The 24,830-nt window shown below is 71.5% G+C and carries 20 protein-coding genes and 1 pseudogene; 17 read left to right on the top strand and 4 right to left on the bottom strand.

Annotated elements, in window-relative coordinates; genetic code table 11:
- Positions 1–2: 2 nt before the first annotated feature.
- From IH26_RS0128645 to IH26_RS63190, 10 genes and pseudogenes are all read left to right on the top strand, one after another.
- On the top strand, positions 3–722 hold the full coding sequence (locus IH26_RS0128645; protein WP_030439350.1) for a helix-turn-helix transcriptional regulator: 720 nt from the start codon (positions 3–5) through the stop codon (positions 720–722).
- Positions 719–2,140, top strand: coding sequence for a Fe-S cluster assembly protein SufB (gene sufB, locus IH26_RS0128640; RefSeq protein ID WP_030439349.1), 1,422 nt, complete (start codon positions 719–721; stop codon positions 2,138–2,140). Before IH26_RS0128645 ends, sufB begins: the two co-directional genes overlap by 4 nt.
- Positions 2,141–2,143: 3 nt before the next feature.
- Entirely contained in the window at positions 2,144–3,274 is a 1,131-nt protein-coding gene (gene sufD, locus IH26_RS0128635) for a Fe-S cluster assembly protein SufD (protein WP_030439348.1), read from the top strand.
- The gene (locus IH26_RS0128630) at positions 3,271–3,606 is read left to right on the top strand and encodes a non-heme iron oxygenase ferredoxin subunit (RefSeq protein WP_245665587.1); all 336 of its coding nucleotides are present in this window, start codon (positions 3,271–3,273) and stop codon (positions 3,604–3,606) included. The genes sufD and IH26_RS0128630 overlap by 4 nt, the downstream gene beginning before the upstream one ends.
- Entirely contained in the window at positions 3,603–4,364 is a 762-nt protein-coding gene (sufC, locus tag IH26_RS0128625) for a Fe-S cluster assembly ATPase SufC (protein ID WP_030439346.1), read from the top strand. Before IH26_RS0128630 ends, sufC begins: the two co-directional genes overlap by 4 nt.
- Positions 4,365–4,379: 15 nt before the next feature.
- A complete protein-coding gene (locus IH26_RS0128620) occupies positions 4,380–5,609 on the top strand; it encodes a cysteine desulfurase (protein WP_030439345.1) in 1,230 nt (409 codons plus the stop codon).
- Positions 5,609–6,064, top strand: coding sequence for a Fe-S cluster assembly sulfur transfer protein SufU (sufU, locus tag IH26_RS0128615; protein WP_030439344.1), 456 nt, complete (start codon positions 5,609–5,611; stop codon positions 6,062–6,064). Before IH26_RS0128620 ends, sufU begins: the two co-directional genes overlap by 1 nt.
- The gene (locus IH26_RS0128610; RefSeq protein ID WP_030439343.1) at positions 6,061–6,498 is read left to right on the top strand and encodes a metal-sulfur cluster assembly factor; all 438 of its coding nucleotides are present in this window, start codon (positions 6,061–6,063) and stop codon (positions 6,496–6,498) included. Before sufU ends, IH26_RS0128610 begins: the two co-directional genes overlap by 4 nt.
- Before the next feature lie 36 nt (positions 6,499–6,534).
- Positions 6,535–7,059 (top strand): annotated as a pseudogene (locus IH26_RS63195) (maleylpyruvate isomerase N-terminal domain-containing protein); the annotation flags it as partial.
- Complete coding sequence (locus tag IH26_RS63190) at positions 7,016–7,276, top strand: hypothetical protein (protein WP_425394407.1); 261 nt, start codon at positions 7,016–7,018, stop codon at positions 7,274–7,276. The pseudogene IH26_RS63195 and the gene IH26_RS63190, both read left to right, overlap by 44 nt.
- Positions 7,277–7,279: 3 nt before the next feature.
- Here IH26_RS63190 and IH26_RS0128600 read toward each other — a convergent pair whose 3' ends face one another.
- Positions 7,280–7,975, bottom strand: a complete 696-nt coding sequence (locus IH26_RS0128600; protein ID WP_030439342.1) for a histidine phosphatase family protein — start codon at positions 7,973–7,975, stop codon at positions 7,280–7,282.
- Entirely contained in the window at positions 7,972–13,020 is a 5,049-nt protein-coding gene (locus IH26_RS0128595; protein WP_051808609.1) for a sensor histidine kinase, read from the bottom strand. The genes IH26_RS0128600 and IH26_RS0128595 overlap by 4 nt, the downstream gene beginning before the upstream one ends.
- Before the next feature lie 86 nt (positions 13,021–13,106).
- On the opposite strand from IH26_RS0128595, the gene IH26_RS0128590 reads away from it, so the two are divergent.
- Complete coding sequence (locus IH26_RS0128590; RefSeq protein ID WP_157437441.1) at positions 13,107–16,583, top strand: NACHT domain-containing protein; 3,477 nt, start codon at positions 13,107–13,109, stop codon at positions 16,581–16,583.
- Between the two features lie 144 nt (positions 16,584–16,727).
- Positions 16,728–17,321 (top strand): LysE/ArgO family amino acid transporter, encoded by a 594-nt coding sequence (locus tag IH26_RS0128580; protein ID WP_030439339.1) that lies wholly within the window; start codon positions 16,728–16,730, stop codon positions 17,319–17,321.
- On the opposite strand, the gene IH26_RS0128575 is transcribed toward IH26_RS0128580, so the two are convergent.
- Entirely contained in the window at positions 17,318–17,995 is a 678-nt protein-coding gene (locus IH26_RS0128575) for a DNA alkylation repair protein (RefSeq protein ID WP_030439338.1), read from the bottom strand. The genes IH26_RS0128580 and IH26_RS0128575 overlap by 4 nt on opposite strands.
- Positions 17,996–18,027: 32 nt before the next feature.
- Between IH26_RS0128575 and IH26_RS0128570 the strand changes: the two genes are divergently transcribed.
- On the top strand, positions 18,028–18,660 hold the full coding sequence (locus tag IH26_RS0128570) for an acVLRF1 family peptidyl-tRNA hydrolase (RefSeq protein WP_030439337.1): 633 nt from the start codon (positions 18,028–18,030) through the stop codon (positions 18,658–18,660).
- On the opposite strand, the gene ypfJ is transcribed toward IH26_RS0128570, so the two are convergent.
- Positions 18,657–19,595, bottom strand: coding sequence for a KPN_02809 family neutral zinc metallopeptidase (gene ypfJ, locus IH26_RS0128565; protein ID WP_030439336.1), 939 nt, complete (start codon positions 19,593–19,595; stop codon positions 18,657–18,659). The two genes, IH26_RS0128570 and ypfJ, sit on opposite strands and share 4 nt — an antisense overlap.
- Before the next feature lie 194 nt (positions 19,596–19,789).
- On the opposite strand from ypfJ, the gene IH26_RS0128560 reads away from it, so the two are divergent.
- The 4 genes from IH26_RS0128560 (at position 19,790) to IH26_RS0128550 (ending at position 24,830) form a co-directional block, all read left to right on the top strand.
- Positions 19,790–21,394 (top strand): ABC-F family ATP-binding cassette domain-containing protein, encoded by a 1,605-nt coding sequence (locus tag IH26_RS0128560; RefSeq protein WP_030439335.1) that lies wholly within the window; start codon positions 19,790–19,792, stop codon positions 21,392–21,394.
- Between the two features lie 393 nt (positions 21,395–21,787).
- Positions 21,788–22,015: a helix-turn-helix domain-containing protein gene (locus tag IH26_RS58420; RefSeq protein WP_014441759.1), complete on the top strand. Its 228-nt coding sequence runs from the start codon at positions 21,788–21,790 to the stop codon at positions 22,013–22,015.
- On the top strand, positions 22,012–22,812 hold the full coding sequence (locus IH26_RS0128555) for an enoyl-CoA hydratase/isomerase family protein (RefSeq protein ID WP_030439334.1): 801 nt from the start codon (positions 22,012–22,014) through the stop codon (positions 22,810–22,812). Before IH26_RS58420 ends, IH26_RS0128555 begins: the two co-directional genes overlap by 4 nt.
- A gap of 98 nt (positions 22,813–22,910) precedes the next feature.
- Positions 22,911–24,830, top strand: a complete 1,920-nt coding sequence (locus IH26_RS0128550; RefSeq protein ID WP_030439333.1) for an ABC transporter ATP-binding protein — start codon at positions 22,911–22,913, stop codon at positions 24,828–24,830.

The following is a 24,830-nucleotide window of genomic DNA, read 5'->3' as shown; positions in this document are numbered from 1 at the left end:
TAGTGAAAAACGAGGTGCTGATCCGGAGCGGTGCGGTGGCGTCTGCCAGCGCGTCGGACGGGCGCACCCGTGATCGCGTCGCCCAATTGTTGCTCGAGCGGGGCGCGGCCACCGCCGCCGAGCTCGGGGCCGAGTTGGGGCTCGGGTCCGCGGCGATCCGTAAGCATCTGGACGCGATGCTCGCCGACGGCCTGGTCGAGACCCGAGAGGTCCGCAACCGGGGGCCGCGCGGGCGTGGCCGGCCGGCGAAGGCGTTCGCGCTGACCGCGTCGGCGCGCGAGAACCTGAATCCGCATCACTACGACGGCATCGCCACCGCCGCCCTCCGGTGGATCGCGCTGCGCAGCGGTCCCGAGGCGGTCAGCGAGTTCGCGGCCACTCAGGTCGCGGCGCTCGAGGAGCGGTGCCGGCAGGCGATGTGCGAGGCCGGCGACGACCCGATCAAGCGGGCGGAGGCGCTCGCCGAGGCGCTCACAGCCGAGGGCTACGCTGCCAGCGCGACCACGATCGCGTCCGGCGGCCAGCTGTGCCAGCACTCCTGTCCGGTGGCCCACGTGGCCGCCGAGTTCCCCCAGCTGTGCGACGCCGAGACCGAGGTCATCTCCCGGCTCATCGGCACCCACGTGCAGCGTCTCGCCACCATCGCGCACGGCGACGGGGTGTGCACCACGCATATTCCGGGACCCGCCAGGAAAGCACCCACGGTTAGGACAGATACATGACCGACCAGATCGTCACTCAGGAAGAGCACCTCGCCGCCCTGGGCAAGTACGAGTACGGCTGGGCCGACGCCGACGTCGCGGGCGCCGCGGCTCAGCGTGGGCTGTCCGAGGCCGTGGTGCGCGACATCTCCGCGAAGAAGAACGAGCCCGAGTGGATGCTCAACCTCCGGCTCAAGGGCCTGCGGCTGTTCGACCGCAAGCCGATGCCGTCGTGGGGCGCCGACCTCACCGGGATCGACTTCCAGAACATCAAGTACTTCGTGCGGTCCACCGAGAAGCAGGCGGCCTCCTGGGACGACCTGCCCGACGACATCAAGGCGACGTACGACAAGCTCGGCATCCCGGAGGCGGAGAAGCAGCGCCTCGTGGCCGGTGTCGCGGCTCAGTACGAGTCCGAGGTGGTCTACCACAAGATCCGTGAGGACCTGGAGGAGCAGGGTGTCGTCTTCCTCGACACCGACACGGCCCTCAAGGAGCACGAGGACATCTTCAAGGAGTACTTCGGCACGGTGATCCCGGTCGGCGACAACAAGTTCGCCGCCCTGAACACCAGCGTGTGGTCCGGCGGGTCGTTCATCTACGTGCCGAAGGGCGTGCACGTGGAGATCCCGCTGCAGGCGTACTTCCGGATCAACACGGAGAACATGGGCCAGTTCGAGCGGACCCTGATCATCGTGGACGAGGGCGCCTACGTGCACTACGTCGAGGGCTGCACCGCGCCGATCTACTCGTCCGACTCGCTGCACTCCGCGGTCGTCGAGATCATCGTGAAGAAGAACGCCCGCTGCCGGTACACGACCATCCAGAACTGGTCGAACAACGTCTACAACCTGGTCACCAAGCGCGCCACCTGCGAGGAGGGCGCGACCATGGAGTGGATCGACGGCAACATCGGCTCCAAGGTGACGATGAAGTACCCGGCCGTCTACATGACCGGCCCGCACGCGAAGGGCGAGGTGCTCAGCGTCGCGATGGCCGGCGAGGGCCAGCACCAGGACGCCGGGGCGAAGATGGTGCACGCGGCGCCGTACACGTCGTCGACGATCGTGTCGAAGTCGATCGCCCGGGGCGGCGGCCGCACCTCGTACCGCGGCCTCGTGCAGGTATTGGAGGGCTCGTCGCACTCGAAGAGCACGGTCAAGTGCGACGCACTCCTGGTCGACACCATCTCCCGGTCGGATACCTACCCTTACGTCGACATCCGCGAGGACGACGTTTCGATGGGGCATGAGGCGACCGTCTCCAAGGTCAGCGAGGACCAGCTCTTCTACCTGATGAGCCGCGGTCTCACCGAGGACGAGGCGATGGCGATGATCGTGCGTGGCTTCATCGAGCCCATCGCCAAGGAACTGCCGATGGAGTACGCCCTCGAGCTGAACCGTCTTATCGAGCTCCAGATGGAAGGCGCTGTCGGTTAAACCATGACCACCGAAACAAAGAGCCCCCCGCCCAGCACCAAGTCGCAGCTGCTGCGGTCGTTCGACGTCGCCGACTTCCCGGCCCTCAACGGGCTGGAGGAGGAGTGGCGTTTCACCCCGCTCAAGCGGCTCGGCGAGCTGGTCACCGCCGCGCGGCTGACCGGTGTCGCGCCGGCCGTCGAGCACGGTGAGCTGCCGGCCGGCGTCGCGGTCAAGCACGTCGACGAGGCCGAGGCGGTGCTGACCCCGTTCGACCGGATCAGCGCGCTGGCCTACGGCTCGGCCGACGGCGTCACCCTGATCGAGGTGGCGCCGGAGACGTCGACCGACGAGGCCGTCGTCGTGCGCGTGGTGGGTAAGGGCGGCGATGCCGCCGCGGCCAGGACCGTGGTCAAGGTGGGTGCGTTCGCCAAGGTCACCGTCGTTCTGGAGCAGGTGGGTACGGCGTTCCTCGCCGACAACATCGAGGTCGTCCTGGGGGACAGCGCTCAGCTGACCTTCGTGACCCTGGCCGAGTGGGACGCCGGCGCCGTGCAGGCCCAGCACGTCAAGTTCCGGGTCGGCAAGGACGCCCGGGTGCAGCACGTGCAGGTGGCGCTGGGCGGCGACCTGGTCCGGCAGTACACCAGCGTGGAGTACGCGGGCCGGGGCGGCGACGCCGAGCTGTGGGGTCTCTACTTCGCCGACACGGGTCAGCACTTCGAGCACCGCCAGCTGGTCGATCACAGCGTGCCCGACTGCCGCAGCTACGTGGGCTACCGCGGGGCGCTGCAGGGCGCCTCGACGAAGACCGTGTGGGTCGGCGACGTGCTGATCCGCGCCGCAGCGACCGGCACCGACACGTACGAGATCAATCGGAACTTGATTTTGACGGACGGGGCGATCGCTCATTCCGTGCCCAATCTGGAGATCGAGACCGGTGAGATCGTCGGCGCCGGGCACGCGAGCGCGACCGGCCGCTTCGACGACGAGCAGCTGTTCTACCTGATGGCTCGTGGCATCCCCGAGCGGGAGGCGCGCAAGCTGGTCGTGCGCGGCTTCTTCGTCGAGCTGATCAACAAGATCCCGGTCGAGGAGCTGCGCGAGCGCCTGGGCGACGCGATCGAGGCGCGGCTGGCCGAGGCCGGCGCGTGAGCAGCTTCGAGCTGGTCGGCCCGGCCGACGACGTCGCGAAGGGCGCCGCCATCTCGGTGGAGGTGGCCGGCGTCGAGATCGCCGTCGTGCACGCCGACGACGACAACTTCTACGCCGTACGGGACGAGTGCAGTCACGCCGCGGTGGCCCTCTCCGAGGGTGAGGTGGACGGCTGCACCCTCGAATGCTGGCTGCACGGCTCGCGCTTCGACCTGCGCACCGGCGAGCCCACCGGGCTGCCGGCCACCGAGCCGGTGGCGACCTTCGCCGTGGAGATCCGTGACGGCGACATCTACGTTTCGACCACACCGAGCAATGGAGTCAACCCGTGAGCACCCTCGATATTCGTGGCCTGAAGGTGTCGGTGAAGCTGCCCGACGGCGAGCTGAAGCCCATCCTGGCCGGAGTCGACCTCACCGTGAAGGCCGGCGAGACCCACGCGATCATGGGGCCGAACGGGTCGGGCAAGTCGACGCTGGCCTACTCGATCGCGGGCCACCCGAAATACCAGATCACCGGCGGCTCGGTGACGCTCGACGGCGACGACGTGCTGGCCATGACCGTGGACGAGCGCGCCCGGGCCGGACTGTTCCTGGCGATGCAGTACCCGGTCGAGGTGCCCGGCGTCTCGGTGGCGAACTTCCTGCGTACCGCCAAGACCGCGATCGACGGCGAGGCGCCGAAGCTGCGCACCTGGGCCGGCGAGCTGCGCTCGGCGATGGAGAAACTGCAGATGGACCCGGCGTTCGCCCAGCGCAACGTCAACGAGGGCTTCTCCGGCGGCGAGAAGAAGCGGCACGAGATCATGCAGCTCGAGTTGCTCAAGCCGAAGGTGGCGATCCTCGACGAGACCGACTCCGGCCTGGACATCGACGCGCTGCGGGTGGTCAGCGAGGGCGTCAACCGGGTGCGCGAGACCGGCGACACCGGCCTGCTGCTGATCACCCACTACACCCGGATCCTGCGCTACATCAAGCCGGACTTCGTGCACGTCTTCGTGGCCGGCAAGATCGTCCAGGAGGGCGGCCCGGAGCTGGCCGAGCAGCTGGAAGCCGAGGGTTACGAGCGCTACGTGGCCGCGCGCGTCTGAAGCGGGGAGAGAACGATGACGTTCGACGTGGCCCGGATCCGAGCCGACTTCCCGATCCTCGGGCGGGAGGTCAACGGGCACCCGCTGGCCTACCTGGACAGCGGGGCCACCTCCCAGAAACCGGTGCAGGTCCTGGACGCCGTGCGCGCGCACAACGAGCGGCACAACGCCAACGTGTCCCGCTCGGTGCACACGCTCGGGACCGAGGCGACGATGGCGTACGAGGGCGCCCGCGCCAAGGTCGCGGCGTTCATCAACGCCGGCACGCCCGACGAGATCGTCTTCACCAAGAACTCGACCGAGGCGATCAACCTGGTGGCGTACTCGCTCGGCCAGCACCTGAAGCTCGGCCCGGGCGACGAGATCGTGATCTCCGAGATGGAGCACCACTCGAACATCGTGCCGTGGCAGCTGCTCTGCGAGCGGACCGGCGCCACGCTGCGCTGGTTCGGCATCACCGACGAGGGCCGGCTCGACGAGTCGGGGCTCGAGGAGCTGGTCAACGAGCGCACCAGGCTGGTCGCGCTGGTGCACGTCTCCAACGTGCTCGGCACGATCAACGACGTGTCCCGGATCGCGGCGCGGGCCCGCCAGGTCGGCGCGCTCGTGCTGCTCGACAGCTCGCAGGCGGTGCCGCACCTGCCCGTGGACGTGCGCGAGCTGGGCGTCGACTTCATCGCCTTCACCGGGCACAAGATGCTCGCGCCGACCGGCATCGGGGTGCTCTGGGGGCGGTTCGAGCTGCTCGCCAAGATGCCGCCGTTCCTCGGTGGTGGGTCGATGATCGAGACGGTCACGATGGGCGGCACGACCTACGCGGCGCCGCCGGCCCGGTTCGAGGCGGGCACGCCGCCGATCGCCGAGGCGGTCGGGCTCGGTGCGGCGGTCGATTACCTGACGGCGCTGGGCATGGCCGAGGTTCACCAGCACGAGCAGGACATCACGGCGTACGCGTTGAAGGCCCTGGCCGACGTGCCGGGCGTGCGCGTCGTCGGCCCGCTCACGCCGGAGGGCCGCGGGGGAACGGTGTCGTTCGCCGTCGACGGGGTACACCCGCACGATGTGGGGCAGATCCTCGACGCGCAGGGCGTGCAGGTGCGGGTCGGGCATCATTGTGCGAAGCCGACCTGTGTGCGCTTCGGCGTGCCGGCACTGACCCGGGCGTCCTTCTACCTCTACACGACGACGGAGGAGGTCGACGCGCTGGTGCGCGGCCTCGACCAGGTGAAGAAGGTGTTCGGCTGATGATGCTGGACGCGCTGTACCAGGAGATCATCCTCGATCACTACAAGCATCCGCACGGCCGTGGCCTGCGGGATCCGTTCGATGGCGAGGCCCATCACGTGAACCCGACGTGTGGCGACGAGATCACCGTACGGGTTGTGTCAGATTTTTCTGATATTTCGTACGATGGCCTCGGGTGTTCGATCTCGCAGGCGTCCGCGTCCGTGCTGCACGAGCTGGTCGTCGGTAAGGCCCCGGCCGAGATCGCCGCGATCCAGGAGGCGTTCGTCGAGCTGATGCAGGGTCGTGGCCAGGTCGAGCCGGACGAGGACGTGCTCGGGGATGCGGTGGCGTTCGCGGGCGTGGCGAAATTCCCGGCGCGGGTGAAGTGCGCGCTGCTGCCGTGGATGGCTTTCAAGGATGCCGCGGCGCGCGCGGGTGTCGATGTGGGCGTGAGCCCGGAGGTGAAGGCATGACTACCGAACAGACCCCCGCGTGGCTGGCCGAGGAGCGGGCGGCGGCCGGAAATGTCGCCGATGCGCCCGACGTCGACCTGAACGCGGCGGCGGAGAAGCCCGCCCTGAGCAAGGCCTCGATCGCGGACATCGAGGAGGCGATGAAGGACGTCGTCGACCCCGAGCTGGGGATCAACGTGGTCGACCTCGGGCTGGTGTACGGCACGTTCGTGGACGACGAGAACGTCGCCACCCTGGACATGACGCTGACCTCGGCGGCCTGCCCGCTCACCGACGTGATCGAGGAGCAGACCCGGGCGGCGCTCACCACCGGGCCCGGCGGCGGGCTGGTCAGCGACTTCCGGATCAACTGGGTGTGGCTGCCGCCGTGGGGTCCCGACAAGATCACCGACGACGGGCGTGAGCAGCTGCGGGCGCTCGGTTTCAACGTCTGAGCCGGTTTCGTCGTACCCCGCTGGTAGAACCGGGGCATGACCTTCGATGAGCTGCTGACTCTCGTCGACGACCGGTCCGCGGCGTTGCGCTCTGCCGCCGCGGCCGCGTCGTCGCTCGAGGCGCGGGTGCCCGGCTGCCCCGACTGGACGCTGGGCGACCTGGTCCACCACCTGGGCACGGTGCAGCGCTTCTGGGCGGTGGTGACCCGGCTGGCCGACGTCTCGGCCCCGCCATCCGCCGAGCAGCGCGGCGACCTCGACCCCCGGGGTGACCTGCTGGAGTGGTCGGCGGAGTCGACGGCGCTGCTGCTGGCGGCGCTGCGCGCGGCCGGGCCGGAAAGTCCCGCCTGGGCGTGGTGGGCCGGGTCCGGCGCGCCGATGACCGCCGGGGCGATCGCGCGCCACCAGGTGCAGGAAGCGGCCGTGCATGCGTATGACGCGCAGGAGTCCGTCGGCCGGCCGCAGGCTGCCCGCCGCGGTCGCGGTCGACGGGGTCGCCGAGTTCGTGAGCGTCGGCATGGCGTCGCTCGGGAAGTGGCCGCATCGCCCGGCGCGCGTCGCGTTCACCGCGGTCGAGGGGCCGTCCTGGGTGGTCGATTTGTCGCCGGCGGGGGTGCAGCTCGATCCGGCCGCGAGCGGCGAGCCGGTGACGACCGTGCACGGGGCGGCGAGCGATCTTGTGCTGGCGCTCTACAAACGCATCCCCGCCGACGCCGTGCGCGTCGACGGGGATCGTTCCGTCTTCACCGAGTTGCTGGGCTGGTCGGCCACCGAGTAGGGGTCAGACGCTGGGCAGATGGTCGACGTCGTTGTAGCGGACCAGTTCGAGGCGGCCGTCGCGGGCGAGGAACTGGGAGATCGAGGCGTTGCGGACGGTTCCGGCCGCCCGTTCCATGGCGACCACCTCGTCCCAGGTCAGCCCCTCGATCGTGGCCCGCATCATCAGCACGACGGCGTCGTGGGCGACCACCACGACCCGCTCGCCCGCGTGCTCGACGTTGAGGTCGGCCAGGAAGGACGCCAGCCGCGCCGCCACGTCGGCGAAGGACTCGCCGTTCGGCGGGGCGTAGCGGTACTCGCCCGCCTCGGCCCGGCGGCCCGCCTCGGCCGGAAAACGCTGGGCGATCGTCGCCCGGGTCATCATCTCCAGGTCGCCGAGCAGCCGGTCGACCAGCCGATCGTCGGTCTTCGGGGCGGGCAGGGCCAGGCCCGAGGTCTCGGCCGCGATCCGCCACGTCTCGCGGGCGCGCAGGTAGGGCGAGGTGATCACCACCTGCGGCACCTGCTCGGCGGGGAGCGAGGCCAGCCAGCCGCCGACCGCCGCCGCCTGCGCCTCGCCGAGCTCGGTCAGCGGCACCTCGGCGTCCCGGCCGCTCACCTCCGCCTCCAGCAGGCCCCGCGCGTCGGCCGCCGGGAAGGCCACGTTGGCGAGGCTCTGCCCGTGCCGTACCAGAATCAGTTCGCTGACGACGTTCACCGGCCCACGGTATCCGGGGCGCCCGCCATGGTCATTTCGGGAGTCTCGCCGTGCGGCCGGGGCAGGGTCAGCACGAAGACCGAGCCCCGGGAGCGGGCCGGCCGGTAGTCGACGTCGCCGCCGTTGGCCCGGGCCAGCTCGCGCACGATGTAGAGGCCCAGCCCCGTCCCGCTGACCGTGCCGGCGGTCCGGGCGGCCCGGGCGAACCGGTCGAACAGGTGCCCGCGGAAGTCCGGCGGCACCCCCGGCCCCTCGTCGCGGACCTCCACCGTGACCGACGCGTCGCCGGTCGGCGCGGCCACGATCGCGGTGGCTCCGCCCGCGTACTTGGCGGCGTTGCTGATCAGGTTGGTCAGGATGTGGTCGAAGTGCCCCGGCTGCATCGCCGCGACCAGCTCGCGCGGGCAGGTGACCGCCACCCCCTGGGTGCCCGTCGCCGCGAGCGCCGCGTCGATGTGGTCGGCCACCCGGATCGGGCGGGGCAGCGCGGTCAGCCGCCCGGCGTCGATGCTGACCAGGGCCAGCACCTCGTGCACGATGGTGTCCAGGCGTTTCGCGCCGCGGTGGATGTTGCCGAGCAGCTCGCCGACCGGGGCCGGCACGTCCTCCTCGGTCAGCGCCAGGTCCACGTACCCGAGGATCATCGCGAGCGGGTTGTTGATCTCGTGGCCGAGCATGCCGATCAGGTCGGACTTCAGCTGGTTCGCCGCCTCCAGCTCCTGATTGCGCTCGCCCAGCTCGAGGTGGGCCTCGGCGAGGCGGCGGTTGCTGGCGGCCAGGTCCGCGGTCCGGGCCTTGACCGCGCTCTCCAGCGAGTCGTGCAGCACCGCGTTGTCCAGCGTCACCGCCAGCTGGCCGGCGATCAGCCGGACGGTCTCCAGCCGGTCGGTGGAGAAGACGTCGCGCTGCCGGCGGTTCTCCAGCACCAGCACCGCCCGCGACACGTTGTGGCTGGGCACCGGCACCACCAGCAGCGCGCACGCGTCCAGCCCGGCCAGGTACGGGTCGCGGGCGAACCGGTCGTCCCGGGTGGCGTCGCCGACCAGCAGCGGCTCGCCGGTGCGCAGCACGTACCGGATGGCGGAGACCGGCAGGTCGCCGGGCGGGTCCGCGGCCTCCGGGCCGGCCTCCGGGTCGGCGACCGGGGCGGTGTGGCCGCCGCGGGCCGCGTACCAGTGCGAGGTTTCCTGGTTCTGCAGCACCAGATGCACGTCGGTGGCCCCGGTCATCGCGCTGAGCAGGTCGCCGACCCGGGCCTGCAGGCCCGCCACGGTGGTCTCCGAGCTGAGCGCCTGGGAGGCCCGCAGGATCGCCATCAGGTCGATCCGGTGCCCGCCCGGGTCGCCGGCCGGCGCCGCCGCGACGGTCGCCCGCAGGAACGGGTGCTCCGCCTCCAGCGCGGTGACCTTGCCGTCCGCGCCCCACGCCCGGTAGGCGTCCCGTGCCTCGGCGAGCAGCCGCCGCCCGGCGTGCTCCAGGCCCTCGGCCAGGTGGAACAGCCCGGCCCGCTCGGCGAGCAGCGCGTGGTGCCAGGGCCGGCCGGCGACCTCGTCCAGGCCGGCGTCGAACTGCCGGGCCGCGGCCGCGGCGTCGCCGAGCGCCCAGGCTCGCTCGGCGTCGACCAGCCGCAGCAGCGGGCGGAGGTTGCGCGGCGCCTCGGCGGCGCGGCGGGCCAGCCAGTCCCGGATGTCGGCCAACTCGCCGGCCACCGCGGGACCGCCGGTCAACTCGCCGGCCGCCGCCGGACCTCCGGCCCATTCGCCGGCCATCGCCGGGCCGCCGGCTCGCGGGCGGCGGGCGAGGCACAGGGCCCGGCAGAGCCGGGCCACCGCCGAGACCGGGAAGCCGCGGATCGACCGGACGCCGTCCATCGCCGCGGCCGAGTGCTCGTCGAGCGCCCGGTCGTCGCCGAGGATCAGCGCGGCGAGCGCCCGGTTGGCGTGATGGGTGGCCAGGCCGGTGGGGGTCGGCCCGATCGCCGCCCGCAGTTCGTCCTCCTCGATCCGCGGCGGGCGGCCGCGCAGCACGTCGATCAGCTGCCGGTAGCTGATCAGCATGACCGTCGAGTACCGGCTCCCGGTGCGTTCGGCGAAGGCGAGATACCCGTCCAGTTCGTCGGCCACCGCCTCCAGCGAGTCCAGGCAGTCCAGCAGCATCCCCACCAACCGCATCGAGAGCAGGCCGACGACCTGCACGTCGCCGGCCGACACCAGGTCGTCGCGGACCTGCTGGGTGGCCTCGGCCACCTCCTCGAGCGGCTCGAACCAGTGCGCACCCAGGCACAGGTGCATGAATTGGGCGACCGCCGTCTCGGCCAGGTAGCCGCGCTCCCGGCCGGCCTCGACCACGCGCCGGGTGAGCAGGTAGCCGGTGCGGTAGTCGTCGCGCTGGTCGATCGTGACGGCCACCGCGCCGGCGACCGTGCCGACGAACGGGGCACAGACGCCGTGGCGCATCCAGAGTTCGCGCGCCTCCAGCACCAGCCAGGCGTGCAGCAGCGCGTCGCGCTGGAACGCGGGCGGCAGCAGCCGGTAGATCAGCCGGCCGGCCGCGACGATCCGCGGATCGGTGACCTCGGCCTCCTCACCGGCCGGAGCGAGGACCCAGCGGTAGAGGCCGTCGAGCCGGGTCGCCACGAACCGGGCCAGGTCGCGCGGCGGGACGAGGCCCAGCCGGCGCAGCACGCCCAGCCCCAGGTCGATGGCGACGGCGTTCGCGCCCCGCTGGGCCAGGCTGTTGATCTGCACGGCGGTCGCGCCGGCCAGCGTGAGCACGTCGGGGGAGCGGCCGATCAGCTCGCGGTACACGTCGTCCGCGTCGGCGAGCCGGCCGAGGCAGTAGAGCGTGGCGTGCCGGTCGACGGCGATCGCGTTGCGGGCCGCGGTGTCCGCGACGCCGGCCGCGGCGAGCCTGTCGGCGCAGCTCATCAGCTCCTCGGCGACCGGGTGGTTGGTCAGCTCGGCGGCCCGGCGGCCGGCCTCGTGCAGCAGCAGCGCGGCGACCCGCTGCTCCCGGGGCTCCTCGAGCTTGTCGGCGACCGCCAGATACTGCTCGGCGGCCTCTTGGCGGCTGTCGTCCCGGGCGGCGAGCCGGCGGGCCAGGTCGAGCTGGAGCCGGTCCCGCTCGTCGGCGGCGCTGTCGCGGGCCGCGCGGAGGATCAGGTCGTGCCGGAAACGTACGGTCCCGGCCGGGTCCATAATGATCATCCGGGCCGCGGCGGCCGGCGCCAGATGTTCGACGACGCTCTGCTCGGGCAGGTGCAGGCCGGTCGCGAGCACGGCGGGCCGGGTGTCGCCGCCGAGGCAGGCCAGCGCGGTCAGGGCCAGCCGGGCCGGCTCGGGCAGCCGGTCGATCCGGGCCGCGAGCAGCTCGGGGACGCCGTGCCGGGCGACGAAGTCGCGGACCGCCTCGTCGTCCCACCGCCAGCCGTCCTCGGCCAGTTCCAGCCGGCCCTCGGCGCGCAGGGCGTTCAACAATTCCATCGACGCGTACGGGTTCCCCGCGCTCGCCGCGCCGATGAACCCGGCCAGCCCGGCGGCCGCCGCCGGCTCGATCCGCAGCACGGTGCCCAGCAGCTCGGCCAACCCGTCCTCGGCGAGGCCGCCGAGCCGGATCGGCGCCTCGATCTCGCCGTCGCGCTCCCAGCGGGCGGCCAGCGGCGCGAGCGGATGACCGGCGTCCACCTCCTGATCCCGATAGATGCCGACGATCAGCAGCCCGGGGGCCGGCCCGGCGGACAGCACCCCGTCCAGGATCCGCAGCGACGCGCTGCTCGCCCACTGCAGGTCGTCCAGGACGACCACCAGCGGGTACCGGGCGGCGACGGCCCGCACCATCGCGGCGATCGCGGCGATGAGCCGGCCGGTCGCCGTGCCCGGGTCGTCCGAGACCGACTCGTCGCGGGGCCCGAGCAGCGTCGCCATCTCCGGGATCGCCGCGGCGATGGTGGCCGCGTTGGGGCCGAGCGCGGCCTCCAGCCGTTGCCGGTGGGCGGCCATCTCCGGCGCGGGCTCGGCGAGCAGTTGACCGGCCAGGTGGGTCAGCGCGCGCCGGATGCCGCCGCTGCCGGTTCCGGTGCGGAACTGGTCGTACTTGCCGGTGACGAACCACCCGCCGCGGGCCGTCACCTCCGCGCGCAGGGCCGTGGCCAGCGCGCTCTTGCCCACGCCGGGCGGCCCCGAGATCAGCACGGCCGGCCCGCCGCCGTCCCGGGCCCGGTCCAGCGCGGCGGTGAGCCGGCGCGTCTCGGCGCCCCGGCCGACCAGTTCGGACGGGCCGGTGAGCACCGCCGGGAAGTCCCGCTCGCCGAGCCGCCACCCCGCCGCGTCCTCGAAGTGGTCCAGGTCGTGCGCGACGGCCTCGGCGCTCTGGTACCGGTGGTCGGGGTCCTTCTCCAGCAGCCGCATGACGATCGCGGCCAGCCCCGGTGGGAGGTCGCCCGGCGCCGGCGGTATCCGCACCAGGGTGTCCCGGATCAGCTCCAGCGGGTCGTCGCCGGGGAACGGTGGATGCCCGGTGGCCAGGGCGTACAGGGTGGCGCCGAGCCCGTACAGGTCGGCCCGGCGGTCGATCGGGAGCCGTAGCCGGCCGGTCTGCTCGGGCGGCAGGTAGCCGAGCGTGCCGATCGGCTCGGCCTCCGGCTGGGCGGCCGGGACGCGCAGCGCCAGGTCGTAGTCGATCAGCAGCGGCGTGCCGTCCGCGGTCAGCAGCACGTTGTCCGGGGTGATGTCGCGGTGCAGGACGCCGGCCCGGTGCACGGCGGCGAGTGTCGTGGTCAGCGCGCGGGCGATGTCGATCAGACGGCGGAGCGGCAGCGGGAAGCCGGTGCTCGGGCGGCCGCCGTCGTCGCGGGTAGTCAGCACCTGGCGCGGCTGCTGGGCGGTGAGAACCGGCACGCCCGGGATGCCGGCCAGGTGGCGCAGGATCGACCGTTCGTGCTCGAGGCGGCGGATCGCGCCCGGGCCGAAGGCGCGCTTGCCGACGACCGCGCCCGGCTGGCGGGAGACCTGTGTCCGCTCGCTGCGGTACAGCAACTCCTCACCCATAAAACGGATAATGCCACTTATACAATGATCATTCCGTGCATGCCGGACATCGGCCACGGTGAATGACGGATGCGACAATCGGTGGCGTGGCTAGGACGATCAGTTACGCGGACGCGGTGCGCATCCTCGGCGGCGGCCCCGAGTCGGCCGTCTACCAGCGGGTCAACACGATGACCGGCGGCCTGCTGGCCGGCGCCGCGATCGCCGCGCCGCAGCTGCTCGCCCTGCTCGACCTGCGCACCGAGCTGGCCCGGGTCTCCGGCGAGCTGGTCACCACGACTGCCCGGGCGATGGCCGGCTCCGGCCGCCGGGACCGCACCGACCGGCTGGCCGCCGCGCACACGATCATCGTGATCGCCGCGTACTTCGACGCCCTCACCGACGTCGACCTGTCCTGGGCTGTGCCTCTACCCAAGCCTGGACTATCAGTCGGCGGAGCCCACCTTCGCCGCGCCGATCAGCTCCGGCTCGCCGGCCAGGGCGCGGAGGGCGCCCGCGACCTCACCTCGGCGGCGCTGCGGGCCGGCGTGCCGACGCCCGAGCCGCACATCCCGAACGAGAGATACCTGGCCGCGCTGGAGATCTTCTACGACCGGCTGACCGCCGACCTCGCCCGCTTCCTCAGCGGGCTGGCCCCGTTCGACGAGCTCAGCGAGGGGGAGCGGACCATCCTGCTGCGCGACCTCGAGGCGGGCGGGCGGCGGGCCCGCAGGCGGTACGAGGAGATGCTGCTCAACCTCATGGCGGACTGCCCCGACATGGCCCTCTGGATCGACCACCGGCACCGCAACGCGATCGAGGGCCGGCTCGACTCGCTCGAGCCCTCGCTGCGCGAGCTGGAGCGGCTGCTGCGCGAGGTCGCCGCCGAGAACACCGCCGAGGGCGTCGCCAAGGCCCTGCAACGGGCGCACGCCGCCCTGCTCGAGCACAAGGTCGTCGAGTCGGTCGACCTGCCGGACGGCATCCGGCTGCCCACCCTGGAGCAGGGGTACATCCCGCCGGCGTTCCAGGTCGCCGAGCGGGTCGAGGGCGTCTCCCCGGCCGACGAGGGGTTCTGGCAGGAGCTCGGCATCCGCCAGGACATCGACCGGTTCCTGGCCGGCTACCTGGGCACGCCGCGGGCCCTCCGGGCGCCGATGCTGGTGCTCGGCCAGGCCGGGGCCGGCAAGTCGGTGCTCACCCGGATCCTCGCCGCCCGCCTCTCCACCACCCGCTTCCTGCCGATCCGGGTGCCGCTGCGCGACGTCGACACCTCGCTGCGGCTGCAGCAGCAGATCGAGCAGGCCGTGCTCGCCGCCACCACCGAGGAGACGACCTGGCCGTCGCTGGCCCGCTCGATCGACGCGGTTCCGGTGATCATCTTCGACGGCTTCGACGAGCTGCTGCCGGCCACCGGGGTCAGCCAGAACGACTTCCTGCAGGTGGCGGCCGAGTTCCAGCAGCGCGAGCGGGAGCAGGGCCGGGCCGCCGCGGTGATCGTGACCAGCCGGACCAGCGTCGCCGACCGGGCCACGCTGCCGCCGGAGACGCTGCTGCTGCGCCTGCAGCCGTTCGACGAGCCGCGCATCCGGGGCTGGGTGGACACCTGGAACCAGGTGAACGAGACCCATCTGTCCGCCGAGGACGTCCTGGCCCATCGCGAGCTGGCCGGTCAGCCGCTGTTGCTGCTGATGCTCGCCCTCCACGACAGCGACGGGAACGCGCTGCGCCGCGGACCGGCCGGCCGGCTCACCACCGCTGAACTCTACGAGCAACTGCTGGTCGGCTTCGCCCGGCGGGAGGTCGGCAAGGCGTACAGCAACATCCCGGCGCGGACCGTGGACGCGCTCGCCGAGCAGGAGCTGAGCCGGCTCGCGGTGGTCGCGTTCGCGATGCTCAACCGCTCCACCCAGTGGGTCACCGAGGAGGCGGTGAGTGCCGATCTGCGCGCCACGCTGGGTGAGCCGCCGGCGGGCCGGTCGCCGTCGGTGAGCGCCGACGCGCTCACCGAGTCCGAGCTGATCTTCGGCCGGTTCTTCTTCGTGCATCGGTCGCAGGCCATCCGGGGCGGAAACACCAGGCGGACGTACGAGTTCCTGCACGCCACCTTCGGGGAGTACCTGGTGGCCCGGTTCACCTGGCAGTTGCTGGCCGAGGCGGTCGCGCGGGACGCGGTGACCCTCGCGGCGCGCCCGATGACCGGCCACGACCTGATCACCGACCTGCTCTCCGAGGCGCCGCTCACCGGCCGGGCGCCGGTGGTGCAGTTCCTCGCCGAGATGGCCGCCCGGCTGCCGGCGGACGGGCGCGCCCGGTACACCGACGTGCTGATCCGGATGTTCCGCCAGGGCTCGCGCAGCGGGGACTGGCCGGCCTCGGCCTACCGCCCCAACCCGGGCCGCAACGTGGCGGCACGCTTCGCGGCGTACACGGCGAATTTGATGCTTCTCGCGGTCGTGACGTCGGGTGGATTGCGCTTCGGCGAGCTGGCCGAACCGGGCCGCTACGAACCGTTCCGGCAGTGGCACGACCACGCGCTCCTCTGGCACGCGCAGCTGGACAGCGAGGGCTGGGGCACGCTCGTGGAGACGTTCGCGGTCGAGCGGTGCGTCGGATCGCGCGGCCGCGACGTGCGGCTTACCCTCGACGACGGCACGTTCATCACGCCCCCGCCCGACCCGCGCTGGCTCTTCCGCCGGCCCGAGGCGGACACCGGCCATGGGCTGACCGACGGCATCGAGGCGGAGGGGCGCCGCCGCCGGATCTTCTTCCAGGGCTGCACGAACCAGGAGCAGTTCTGGCACGCCGTCGCGCCGCTGCTCGACTCGCGGCTCGGGCCGACCGCCACGATGTACGCGTCCTGGTGGGAGAACGCCCCGTCGGCGGCGCAGGCGCTGCTCGCGGTCTGGCTGCTGCCGGCCTCCGGCGAGGACCCGGGCGACGCCTACCGGCGCTGCGTCCGGATCGCCGCCGAGTTCCCGGACTGGGAGCCCGAGCTGCAGGTCGCGTACGCGGATCAGCTGTTGCGCACGCTGACCGGGCACCACGACTGCCCGACCGACGCGGCGGTCGACGTGCTCGGCGGCCTGACCGTGGCCTCGCCGGACGAGTGGCTGCGCGCGGCCACCGCGGTGCTGCGCCGGGCCGAACGCGACGACGCGAACGCCGCCTGGCTGGCCGAGAGCGTGCTCAAGGTGGTCTCCGACGGCTGGCCGTCGCTGACCGACCGGCGCGGCGCGATCACCGCCGCGGCCCGGGCCGTCGCCGTCCTCCAACGCCGGCGCCGGCTGCCGGACGCGGTCGAGAAGCTCGGCCGCACCCGGGCGATGGCCGGCGGCGACGAGATGCGCGGGGAACTGGAGGCCTTCCGGGTACGCCTGGCCAGTCTCCGGACCACCAACGAGCGCTGGCTCGCCGACCTGAACGCGCTCTTCGACGAGTACAGCTGGCTGGCCGCCGGCTCGGACCAGCTGCACTCGTCGCTGGTGGCGCTGGCCCGGATGCCGGACACGGTCGGCGACATCGAGACGGTGCTGGCGTACGTCGACGAGCGGATCACCAACTGGCTGATCGGCAACCCGTAATTCGGTGGCGCGGCCGGCTCGCCGCCCGCATTCTTTCCGCATGACCTCGCTGCTGAAGCCGTATCCCGTCGATGTCGCCGTGGCCGGACGGGCCGCCCGACAGCAGACGGCCGTCGTCGAAGGGTCGGTTCATCAGCAGCTGTCATGAGCGCGCCGTTCCTGGCCGGCGTGGTCGCCGGCTACGGCGTAGCCATGCCCGTCGGCGCCATCGGCGTGCTGATCGCTGGCCTGAGCGCACGCACGTCGCTGCGGGTGGGCGCGGCCGCCGGGATGGGAGCGGCCACCGCCGACGGCATCTACGCGCTGATCGCCGTCGTGGGCGGCGCGGCCGTGGCGAGCCTGGTGGCGCCGGTCGCGACGCCGCTGCGCTGGGCGGCCGCCGTCGTCCTGCTCGGCTTGGCGGTGATGACCGCGCGCAGTGCCTTCCGCCGGCCGGGTGACGCCCGAGCGGAGCGGCCGGCCACGCCGCTGCGCGCCTACACCGGCATCCTGGCCCTGACCCTGCTCAACCCGGCCACGGTCATCTACTTCGCCGCGCTGGTGCTGGGCCGCTCCGGCGAGGGCGGCGGCGTCTGGTTCGTGGCCGGCGCCTTCCTGGCCTCGGCCAGCTGGCAACTGCTGATCGCCGGCGGCGGCTCGGTGATCGGCCGCTTCCTGACCGGCGACCGCGGCCGCATGATCACGGCCCTGGTCTCCAGCGCCGTCATCGCCGTCCTGGCCGTCAAGCTGCTCACCTAGAGGTGTTTCATCGCCTCCTTCCGCGAGAGCGGCGACAACGAAGGGGTCGCCGTCACATACGCCCGCACCGACGATGGGTCGGTGCGGGCGTAGTGGCGTAGGGCCCAGCCGATCGCCTTGCGGACGAAGAAGTCGGGATGGCCCGCCTGGCGGGTGCAGTAGCCGAACAGCCGGTCGGTATCCGTCGCCGTGCCGTAGTGCAGCTGGAACAGCAGCGCGGTGCGGACCAGCCACATGTTTTCGTCGGCCGACCAGGCGTCCATGGTCTCGACCAGCTCGGGGTGGGCCCGGGCCAGGTCGCCGACGAAGCGGGTGGCCAGCGGGTCGACCGTGTCCCACCAGGACTTCGTGGTGAGCAGCGTGCGGGCGATCGGCAGGAAATCGGGGCCCGCGGCGGCGACGTGCCGTCGCAGGTAGTCGCAGGCAACATACTGATACTCGCGCTCGGGCTGCTCCCAGCAGGAGAGGGCGACGACGGTCAGATCCTCGTCGGTGGGCCGCGGTAGCCCGGCGAACGCCGCCCGCTCCATAGCCCGCACCTCGGGCGCCGGCACGCCGAAATAGGGGAACTGATCGCGCATGTACGCCGCCATGGCGACGGCCCGTGCAGGGTCGCGGCGCGCGGCGAAGCTCGCCGAGAGGCGGCTCATCAGGGCGCCTGCCAGGTCTGTCACGACCCGCAGTCTGCCACCGTAGGGTGACAAGAATGGCTGAGCGGGAGGCCGCGGGCGGCGGGAAGTGGGTGGCGGTCGCTCCCGAGCGGCTGCCGCGATGGCTGGAGAACTTCGTGACCCGGCACGGTGCGTACACGGAAAAGGGTCTGCTCTTGATCGCGGAGGACGGGGCCACGGCGGAGTGGCAGCCACCCCCGGGAGCGCCGGCGGTCGCCACGATGACCGATTTGATCCGCGAGGCGCAGGCGCCACGGACGCTCGGGCTGCTGCTGGCGCGCAAGGGCGCCGTCGCGGTGGGGATCGCCGAGGGGCCGGAACTGGTCACGTCCAAGGTGGAGACGCACTACGTGCAGGGGCGCACGGCGGCGGGCGGCTGGTCCCAGCAGCGGTTCGCCCGACGGCGGGACAACCAGGCAAAGGCGGCGGCCGCCGGCGGCGCCGACATCGTGGGGCGTCTGCTTCTTCCGCGCGTACGGGCGATGACCGCGCTCGTGACCGGGGGAGACCGAGCGGCGGTCGACGCCGTCCTCGCCGCGCCGACCCTGGCCCCGGTCGCGGCGCTGCGGTCCGCTCGCTTCCTGGACGTGCCCGAGCCCCGGCACGCGGTGCTGGTCTCCGCGATCGCCGGGGCCCGAGCCGTGTCCGTCCTGGTCAGAGAGCCCTAGTCGCCCTCGTTGACGGCGCCTGCGGCGAAGGTGTCGCAGGCCTGGACCGGGTCGCCGGAGTCGAAGCCGCGCTTGAACCATTTCTGGCGGTCGGCGGAGGTGCCGTGGGTGAACTCGGCCGGGTTGATCTGCTGGCCGGAGCGCTGCTGGAGGGTGTCGTCGCCGATCTGCTTGGCGGTGTCCAGGCCCTGCTGGATGTCCTGGTCGGTGAGGCTCTTGAAGATCGGCTGCCCGCTCGAGGTCTTGGTCTCGGTCGCGTGGTTGGCCCAGACCCCGGCGTAGCAGTCGGCCTGCAGCTCCAGCCTGACCGAGAGCAGGTTCTTCTGGCTGCTCGAGGCGCCGTTCTGCGCGGCCCGCATCTTCGCCTCGGTGCCGACCAGGTCCTGGATGTGGTGGCCGTACTCGTGTGCGAGCACGTACGGCTGGGCGAACTCGCCCGGCGCGCCGAGCTGCTTGGCCAGCAGCTGGTAGAAGGTGAGGTCGATGTACACCCGGTCGTCGGCGGGGCAGTAGAACGGGCCGGTGCCCGAGTCGGCGGCGCCGCAGCCGGTGTTCACCCGGTTGGAGAAGAGCACCGTCTTGGCCGGCTGGTACTGCTTGCCGAAGTACTTGGGCTCGGCCTCCTTCCAGAACGCCTGGATGGAGTTGATGTAGAGGACGTTGCGGCAGTCGAGGCTCTTCAGGCGGGTGCTCTTGTCGGCGCATTCCTTGGTGATGTTGGTGTTGTCGCCGGTCGAGCTCTTGCTGCCGCCGCCGAGCTGGTTGACGCCGAAGTAGCCGCCGGCCACGACCAGGATGATGGTGATGATGATGCCGACGATGCCGCCACCGCCGATCGGGATCGGCAGGCCGCCGAAGCCGCCTCCGCCACCGCCCCCTCCGCGCTGGTCGTCGACCTGACTGGTGTCGATATCAGCGTTCTCGTTGAGTTCCATCTCATCCTCACTGACGGGTTGCGCCACGGATACCCGTTGATCTTGGTCGGTAATCGGGTGGGAGGTGCCACCGGACGCCCGGTAGTATGGCGGAGTGCTGCTCTGCGAAGGCTGACCTGCCCCGCGCCGACCACTAGTGGGCCGGCGCTTTCGTGTGCCCGGAGTCAGCCTTCCTCTCGAGAGCGAGTTTCCACATGATCACCGCCACCGGACTGGAACTTCGTGCCGGCGCCCGGATCCTGCTGTCCCCGACCACGCTACGGGTTCAGCCCGGCGACCGGATCGGCCTGGTCGGCCGGAACGGCGCCGGCAAGACCACCACGCTGAAGGTGCTGGCCGGCGAGGGCAGCCCGTACACCGGCAGTGTCGAGCGCACCAGCGAGGTCGGCTACCTCCCGCAGGACCCGCGGACCGGCGACCTGAATGTCACCGGTCGCGACCGGGTGCTCTCCGCCCGCGGGCTCGACGCGATCCTCGCCGAGATGCAGAAACTCGAGGTCGAGCTGGAGGAGTCGGCCGACGACAAGCTGGTCCGGCGGTATGGCCAGCTGGAAGACCAGTTCTCCGGCCTGGGCGGGTACGCCGCCGAGGCCGAGGCCGCCCGGATCTGCGCGAATCTCGGCCTGCCCGACCGCGCCCTGGCGCAGACCATCGGCACCCTCTCCGGCGGCCAGCGGCGCCGGATCGAGCTGGCCCGCATCCTGTTCGCCGACTCGGGGCAGAACGGCAAGGGCATCCTGCTGCTCGACGAGCCCACCAACCACCTCGATCAGGACTCGATCTCCTGGCTGCGCGGCTACATGGCGCAGCACAAGGGCGGCCTCGTGGTGATCAGCCACGACGTGGAGCTGCTCGACGCCGCGGTCAACAAGGTCTGGTATCTGGATGCCAACCGATCGGTCGTCGACATCTACAACGTCGGCTGGAAGAAGTACCTCGAGCAGCGCGAGACCGACGAGCGGCGGCGCCGCCGGGAGCGGGCGAACGCGGAGAAGAAGGCGGGCGCCCTGATGGCGCAGGCCGACAAGATGCGCGCCAAGGCCACCAAGACGGTCGCCGCGCAGAACATGGCCCGCCGCGCGGAGAAGCTGCTCAGCGGCCTGGAGGAGAACCGGGTCTCGGACAAGGTGGCCAAGGTGCGGTTCCCGCAGCCGGCCCCGTGCGGCAAGACGCCGCTCACCGCGGTCGGGCTGTCGAAGTCGTACGGCAGCCTGGAGATCTTCGCGGATGTGGACGTGGCGGTCGACCGGGGCTCCCGGGTGGCCATCCTCGGCCTCAACGGCGCCGGCAAGACCACCCTGCTGCGTATCCTCGGCGGCCTGCTCGACTCGGACACCGGCGAGGTGCGGCCGGGCCACGGCCTGCGGCTGGGCTACTACGCGCAGGAGCACGAGACGCTCGACGTCGACCGGACGATCCTCGAGCACATGCGCAGCGCCGCCCCCGACCAGACGGACACCGACCTGCGCAAGATCCTCGGGGCGTTCCTGTTCTCCGGCGACGACGTGGACAAGCCGGCCGGCGTGCTCTCCGGCGGGGAGAAGACCCGGCTCGCCCTGGCCACGCTGGTCTGCTCGGGCGCGAACGTGCTGCTGCTGGACGAGCCCACGAACAACCTCGACCCGATCAGCCGGGAGCAGGTGCTGGACGCCATCGCCAACTACCCGGGCGCGATCGTGCTGGTCACCCACGACGCCGGCGCCGTGCAGGCGCTGAAGCCGGACCGCGCCATCCTGCTCCCGGACGGCGACGAGGACGCCTGGAGCGACGATCTCCTGGAGCTCGTGGAGTTGGCCTGAGAGTCGTCAGTTGTCAACTGGTGCCCACACAGACAGTGCGACGTTCGGGTGTCTCTGGCCGCGCCGAAGTTGGCACGCTCGGCGTGGGAGCGGTGCGTGTTCGCGGCATCGACGGTGCGTCATGTCCTCGCGCTGAGTCTCCTCGATCGAGTGTTTCCGCAGGTGATCGATGGTCTTGGGAGCCCTCGCCCGGGTACCTACCGGTCGGTCGGAAAGACACTCCGCCTAACGTCAGTTAACTGTCTGACATTGATGCCGGTGGTAAGCGTCAAGTTCCTGACAGTGCTAAATGGGCACGTTGGCTAAGCCAGGATGGCTGGCGCATGATCGTTGGAGGCGGTCTAATAGGTGGGACCGTATCGAACCGCACAGTCTGGGACGTGAGGATTCAACATGGCAGCCACGGGCACAGCCACCAGCACTGAGAAGGGTCGCCGAATCGTCGGCAGCGAGCGCCAGTCACTAGCGAAGGATCTGGTCAAGCGTTACACCTCTGGCGAGAGCATTCGCGCGCTCGCGGCTTCGACCGGACGTTCCTACGGATTCGTGCACCGCGTGCTCACCGAGTCTGGCGTGCAGCTGCGCCAGCGGGGCGGCGCTCGCCGGCGCAAGAAGGCGTGACGACGGAGAACGCCGAGCCCGGTAACGCCGTTCCTGCCGACGAGGCAGGTGTTCGCTACGACCTGGACGGGCCGGTCGCAACGGTGACGTTGTGCCGGCCCGAGGTGCTCAATGCACAGACTCCCGCGATGTGGGCGGAGCTGGCGAACATTTCACGGAAATTACCGGGTGGCGTACGAGTTGTCATTGTCCGAGGCGAGGGCCGCGCGTTTTCCGCAGGCCTCGATGTGACCGCCGCGCGCGGCGACAGCGATTCTTCTCTGGCCCGACTGGCGCAGTTGTCGCCATCCGAGTGCGCCGATCGGATTGCCGGCTTCCAGTCGGCGTTCACGTGGTTGCGTAACCCGTCGATCGTGACGATCGCGGCCGTACAGGGACATGCCATCGGCGCCGGATTCCAGCTCGCGCTGAACTGCGACATGCGCGTTCTGGCCGAGGACGCACGGTTCTCGATGGCCGAGGTGACGCTGGGCCTGGTACCGGATCTCGGTGGCACCAAACGGCTCAGCGAACTGGTCGGGCCGTCCCGCGCGCTGGAGATCTGCGTGACCGGCCGCCGCATCCCCGCGGACGAGGCCGACCGGATCGGGCTGGCCACCGCGGTGGTCCCGAATTCCGCTCTCGGCGAAGCCGTCAATGATCTCGCGGCGGCCATTCTGGCCGCGCCGGAGGGCGCCGTTCCCGAGATCAAGGGCCTGTTCAGCGGGATCGGCCAGCGATCTTATGCGGATCAGGACCGGACCGAGCGGGAGGCACAGACCCGCCGCATTCGCGACCTGGCCGGCATCGGGGAGTAAATCGCGCTCGTCCCGGGTTGTCGTACCCGCGGTGCAGACTGTCATCTGCCCCCCCCCACGACAGCCCGGGAGGTGAACCGGTGGGCCCGTCCTCGAGCATGTCCAGCTGGATGATGCTTCGCTCGATCCAGAATTCCGATCGGGTCACGCAACACCACCTCACGCGCGGCACCACCCGGCGGATCCTGCGGTTCGCCCGGCCGTACCGTCGCGACATCGTCGTCTTCCTGCTCACCGTCGTGCTCGACGCGGGCATCGGCGTGGCCACCCCGCTGCTGGCCGGCCACGTGGTCAACGCGATCACCGGCGGCGGTTCCGGCGCGGCCGGGGTGGTGATCCGGCTCGCGCTGGCCATCGCCGTGCTGGCCGTCGTCGACGCGTTCCTGTCGCTCGCCCAGCGGTGGTATTCGGCCCGCATCGGCGAGGGCATCATCCTCGACCTGCGCACCCGGGTGTACGACCACGTCCAGCGGATGCCGCTGCAGTTCTTCACGCGTACCCAGACCGGCGCCCTGGTCAGCCGGCTCAACAACGACGTGATGGGCGCCCAGCGGGCGTTCACCTCGACGCTCTCCGGCGTGGTCAGCAACGTCATCCAGCTGGTGCTGACCGCCGCGGTGATGTTCAGCCTGTCCTGGCAGATCACCGTGCTGTCGCTGGCCCTGCTGCCGCTGTTCATCATTCCGGCCCGCCGGGTCGGCAAGCGGCTCGCCGAGATCACCCGCGAGTCGTACAACCTCGACGCGAAGATGAACGCGACGATGACCGAGCGGTTCAACGTCTCCGGCGCGCTGCTGGTCAAGCTGTTCGGCCGGCCCGACGACGAGGCCGCGCGCTTCGGTTCGCGGGCCGCGCGCGTCCGCGACATCGGCGTGCAGCAGGCGATGTTCTCGCGCACCTTCTTCGTGGCGATGCTCCTGGTCGCGTCGCTGGCGCAGGCGCTCACCTACGGCCTCGGCGGCTGGCTGGCGGTCACCGGCGAGGTCACCGCCGGCACGGTGGTCACGCTCGCCCTGCTGCTCACCCGGCTCTACGGGCCCCTCACCGCGCTCAGCAACGTCCGGGTCGACGTGATGAGTGCCCTGGTCTCGTTCGATCGGGTCTTCGAGGTGCTCGACCTCAAACCCGGCATTTCCGAGAAGCCGGATGCGGTCGATATTCCGGCCGGCGCGGGCCGGGTCGAGTTCCGCGACGTGCGGTTCCGGTATCCGAGCGCGAGCGAGGTGTCGCTGGCGACCCTGGAGGACGTGGCGACCCTCGACCGCACCGAGTCCGCGCCGGTGCTCAAGGGCGTCGACTTCGTGGTCGAGCCGGGGCAGATGGTCGCGCTGGTCGGCCCGTCCGGCGCCGGCAAGTCGACCACCTCGATGCTGGTCTCCCGGGTGTATGACGTGACCGAGGGCGCGGTGCTGGTCGGCGGGGTCGACGTGCGCGACGCCACGCTCGACTCGCTGCGCGACACCATCGGCGTGGTCACCCAGGATTCGCACCTGTTCCACGAGACGATCGCCGAGAACCTGAGGTATGCCCATCCGGGCGCGACCGAGGAGGAGATGTGGGCGGCGCTCGACGGCGCACAGGTCGCCGACCTGGTGCGGTCCCTGCCCGAGGGGCTGGAGACGGTGGTCGGCGAGCGCGGCTACCGCTTCTCCGGCGGCGAGAAACAGCGGATCGCGATCGCCCGGCTGCTGCTCAAACACCCGTCGATCGTCATCCTCGACGAGGCCACGGCCCATCTGGACAGCGAGTCGGAGGCGGCCGTCCAGCGGGCGCTCGCCACGGCGCTGCGGGGGCGGACGGCGCTGGTCATCGCCCACCGGCTCTCCACCGTGCGCGATGCCGACCTGATCCTGGTGCTCGACGAGGGCCGGATCGTGGAGCGCGGCCGGCACGAGGAGCTGGTCGCGGCGGGCGGCTTGTACGCCGAGCTGTACCGCACCCAGTTCGCGGTGACCTCGCCCTACCGGCAGGACGACGTGGAGATCATCACAGTTCCGGCCGGGTCGGTCGAGCCCTGA

The sequence above is a fragment of the Actinoplanes subtropicus genome, from assembly GCF_000721705.1.
Taxonomy (GTDB): domain Bacteria; phylum Actinomycetota; class Actinomycetes; order Mycobacteriales; family Micromonosporaceae; genus Actinoplanes; species Actinoplanes subtropicus.
Note: the sequence above shows the minus strand (reverse complement) of the source record. Positions and strands in the feature narration are given on the sequence as shown.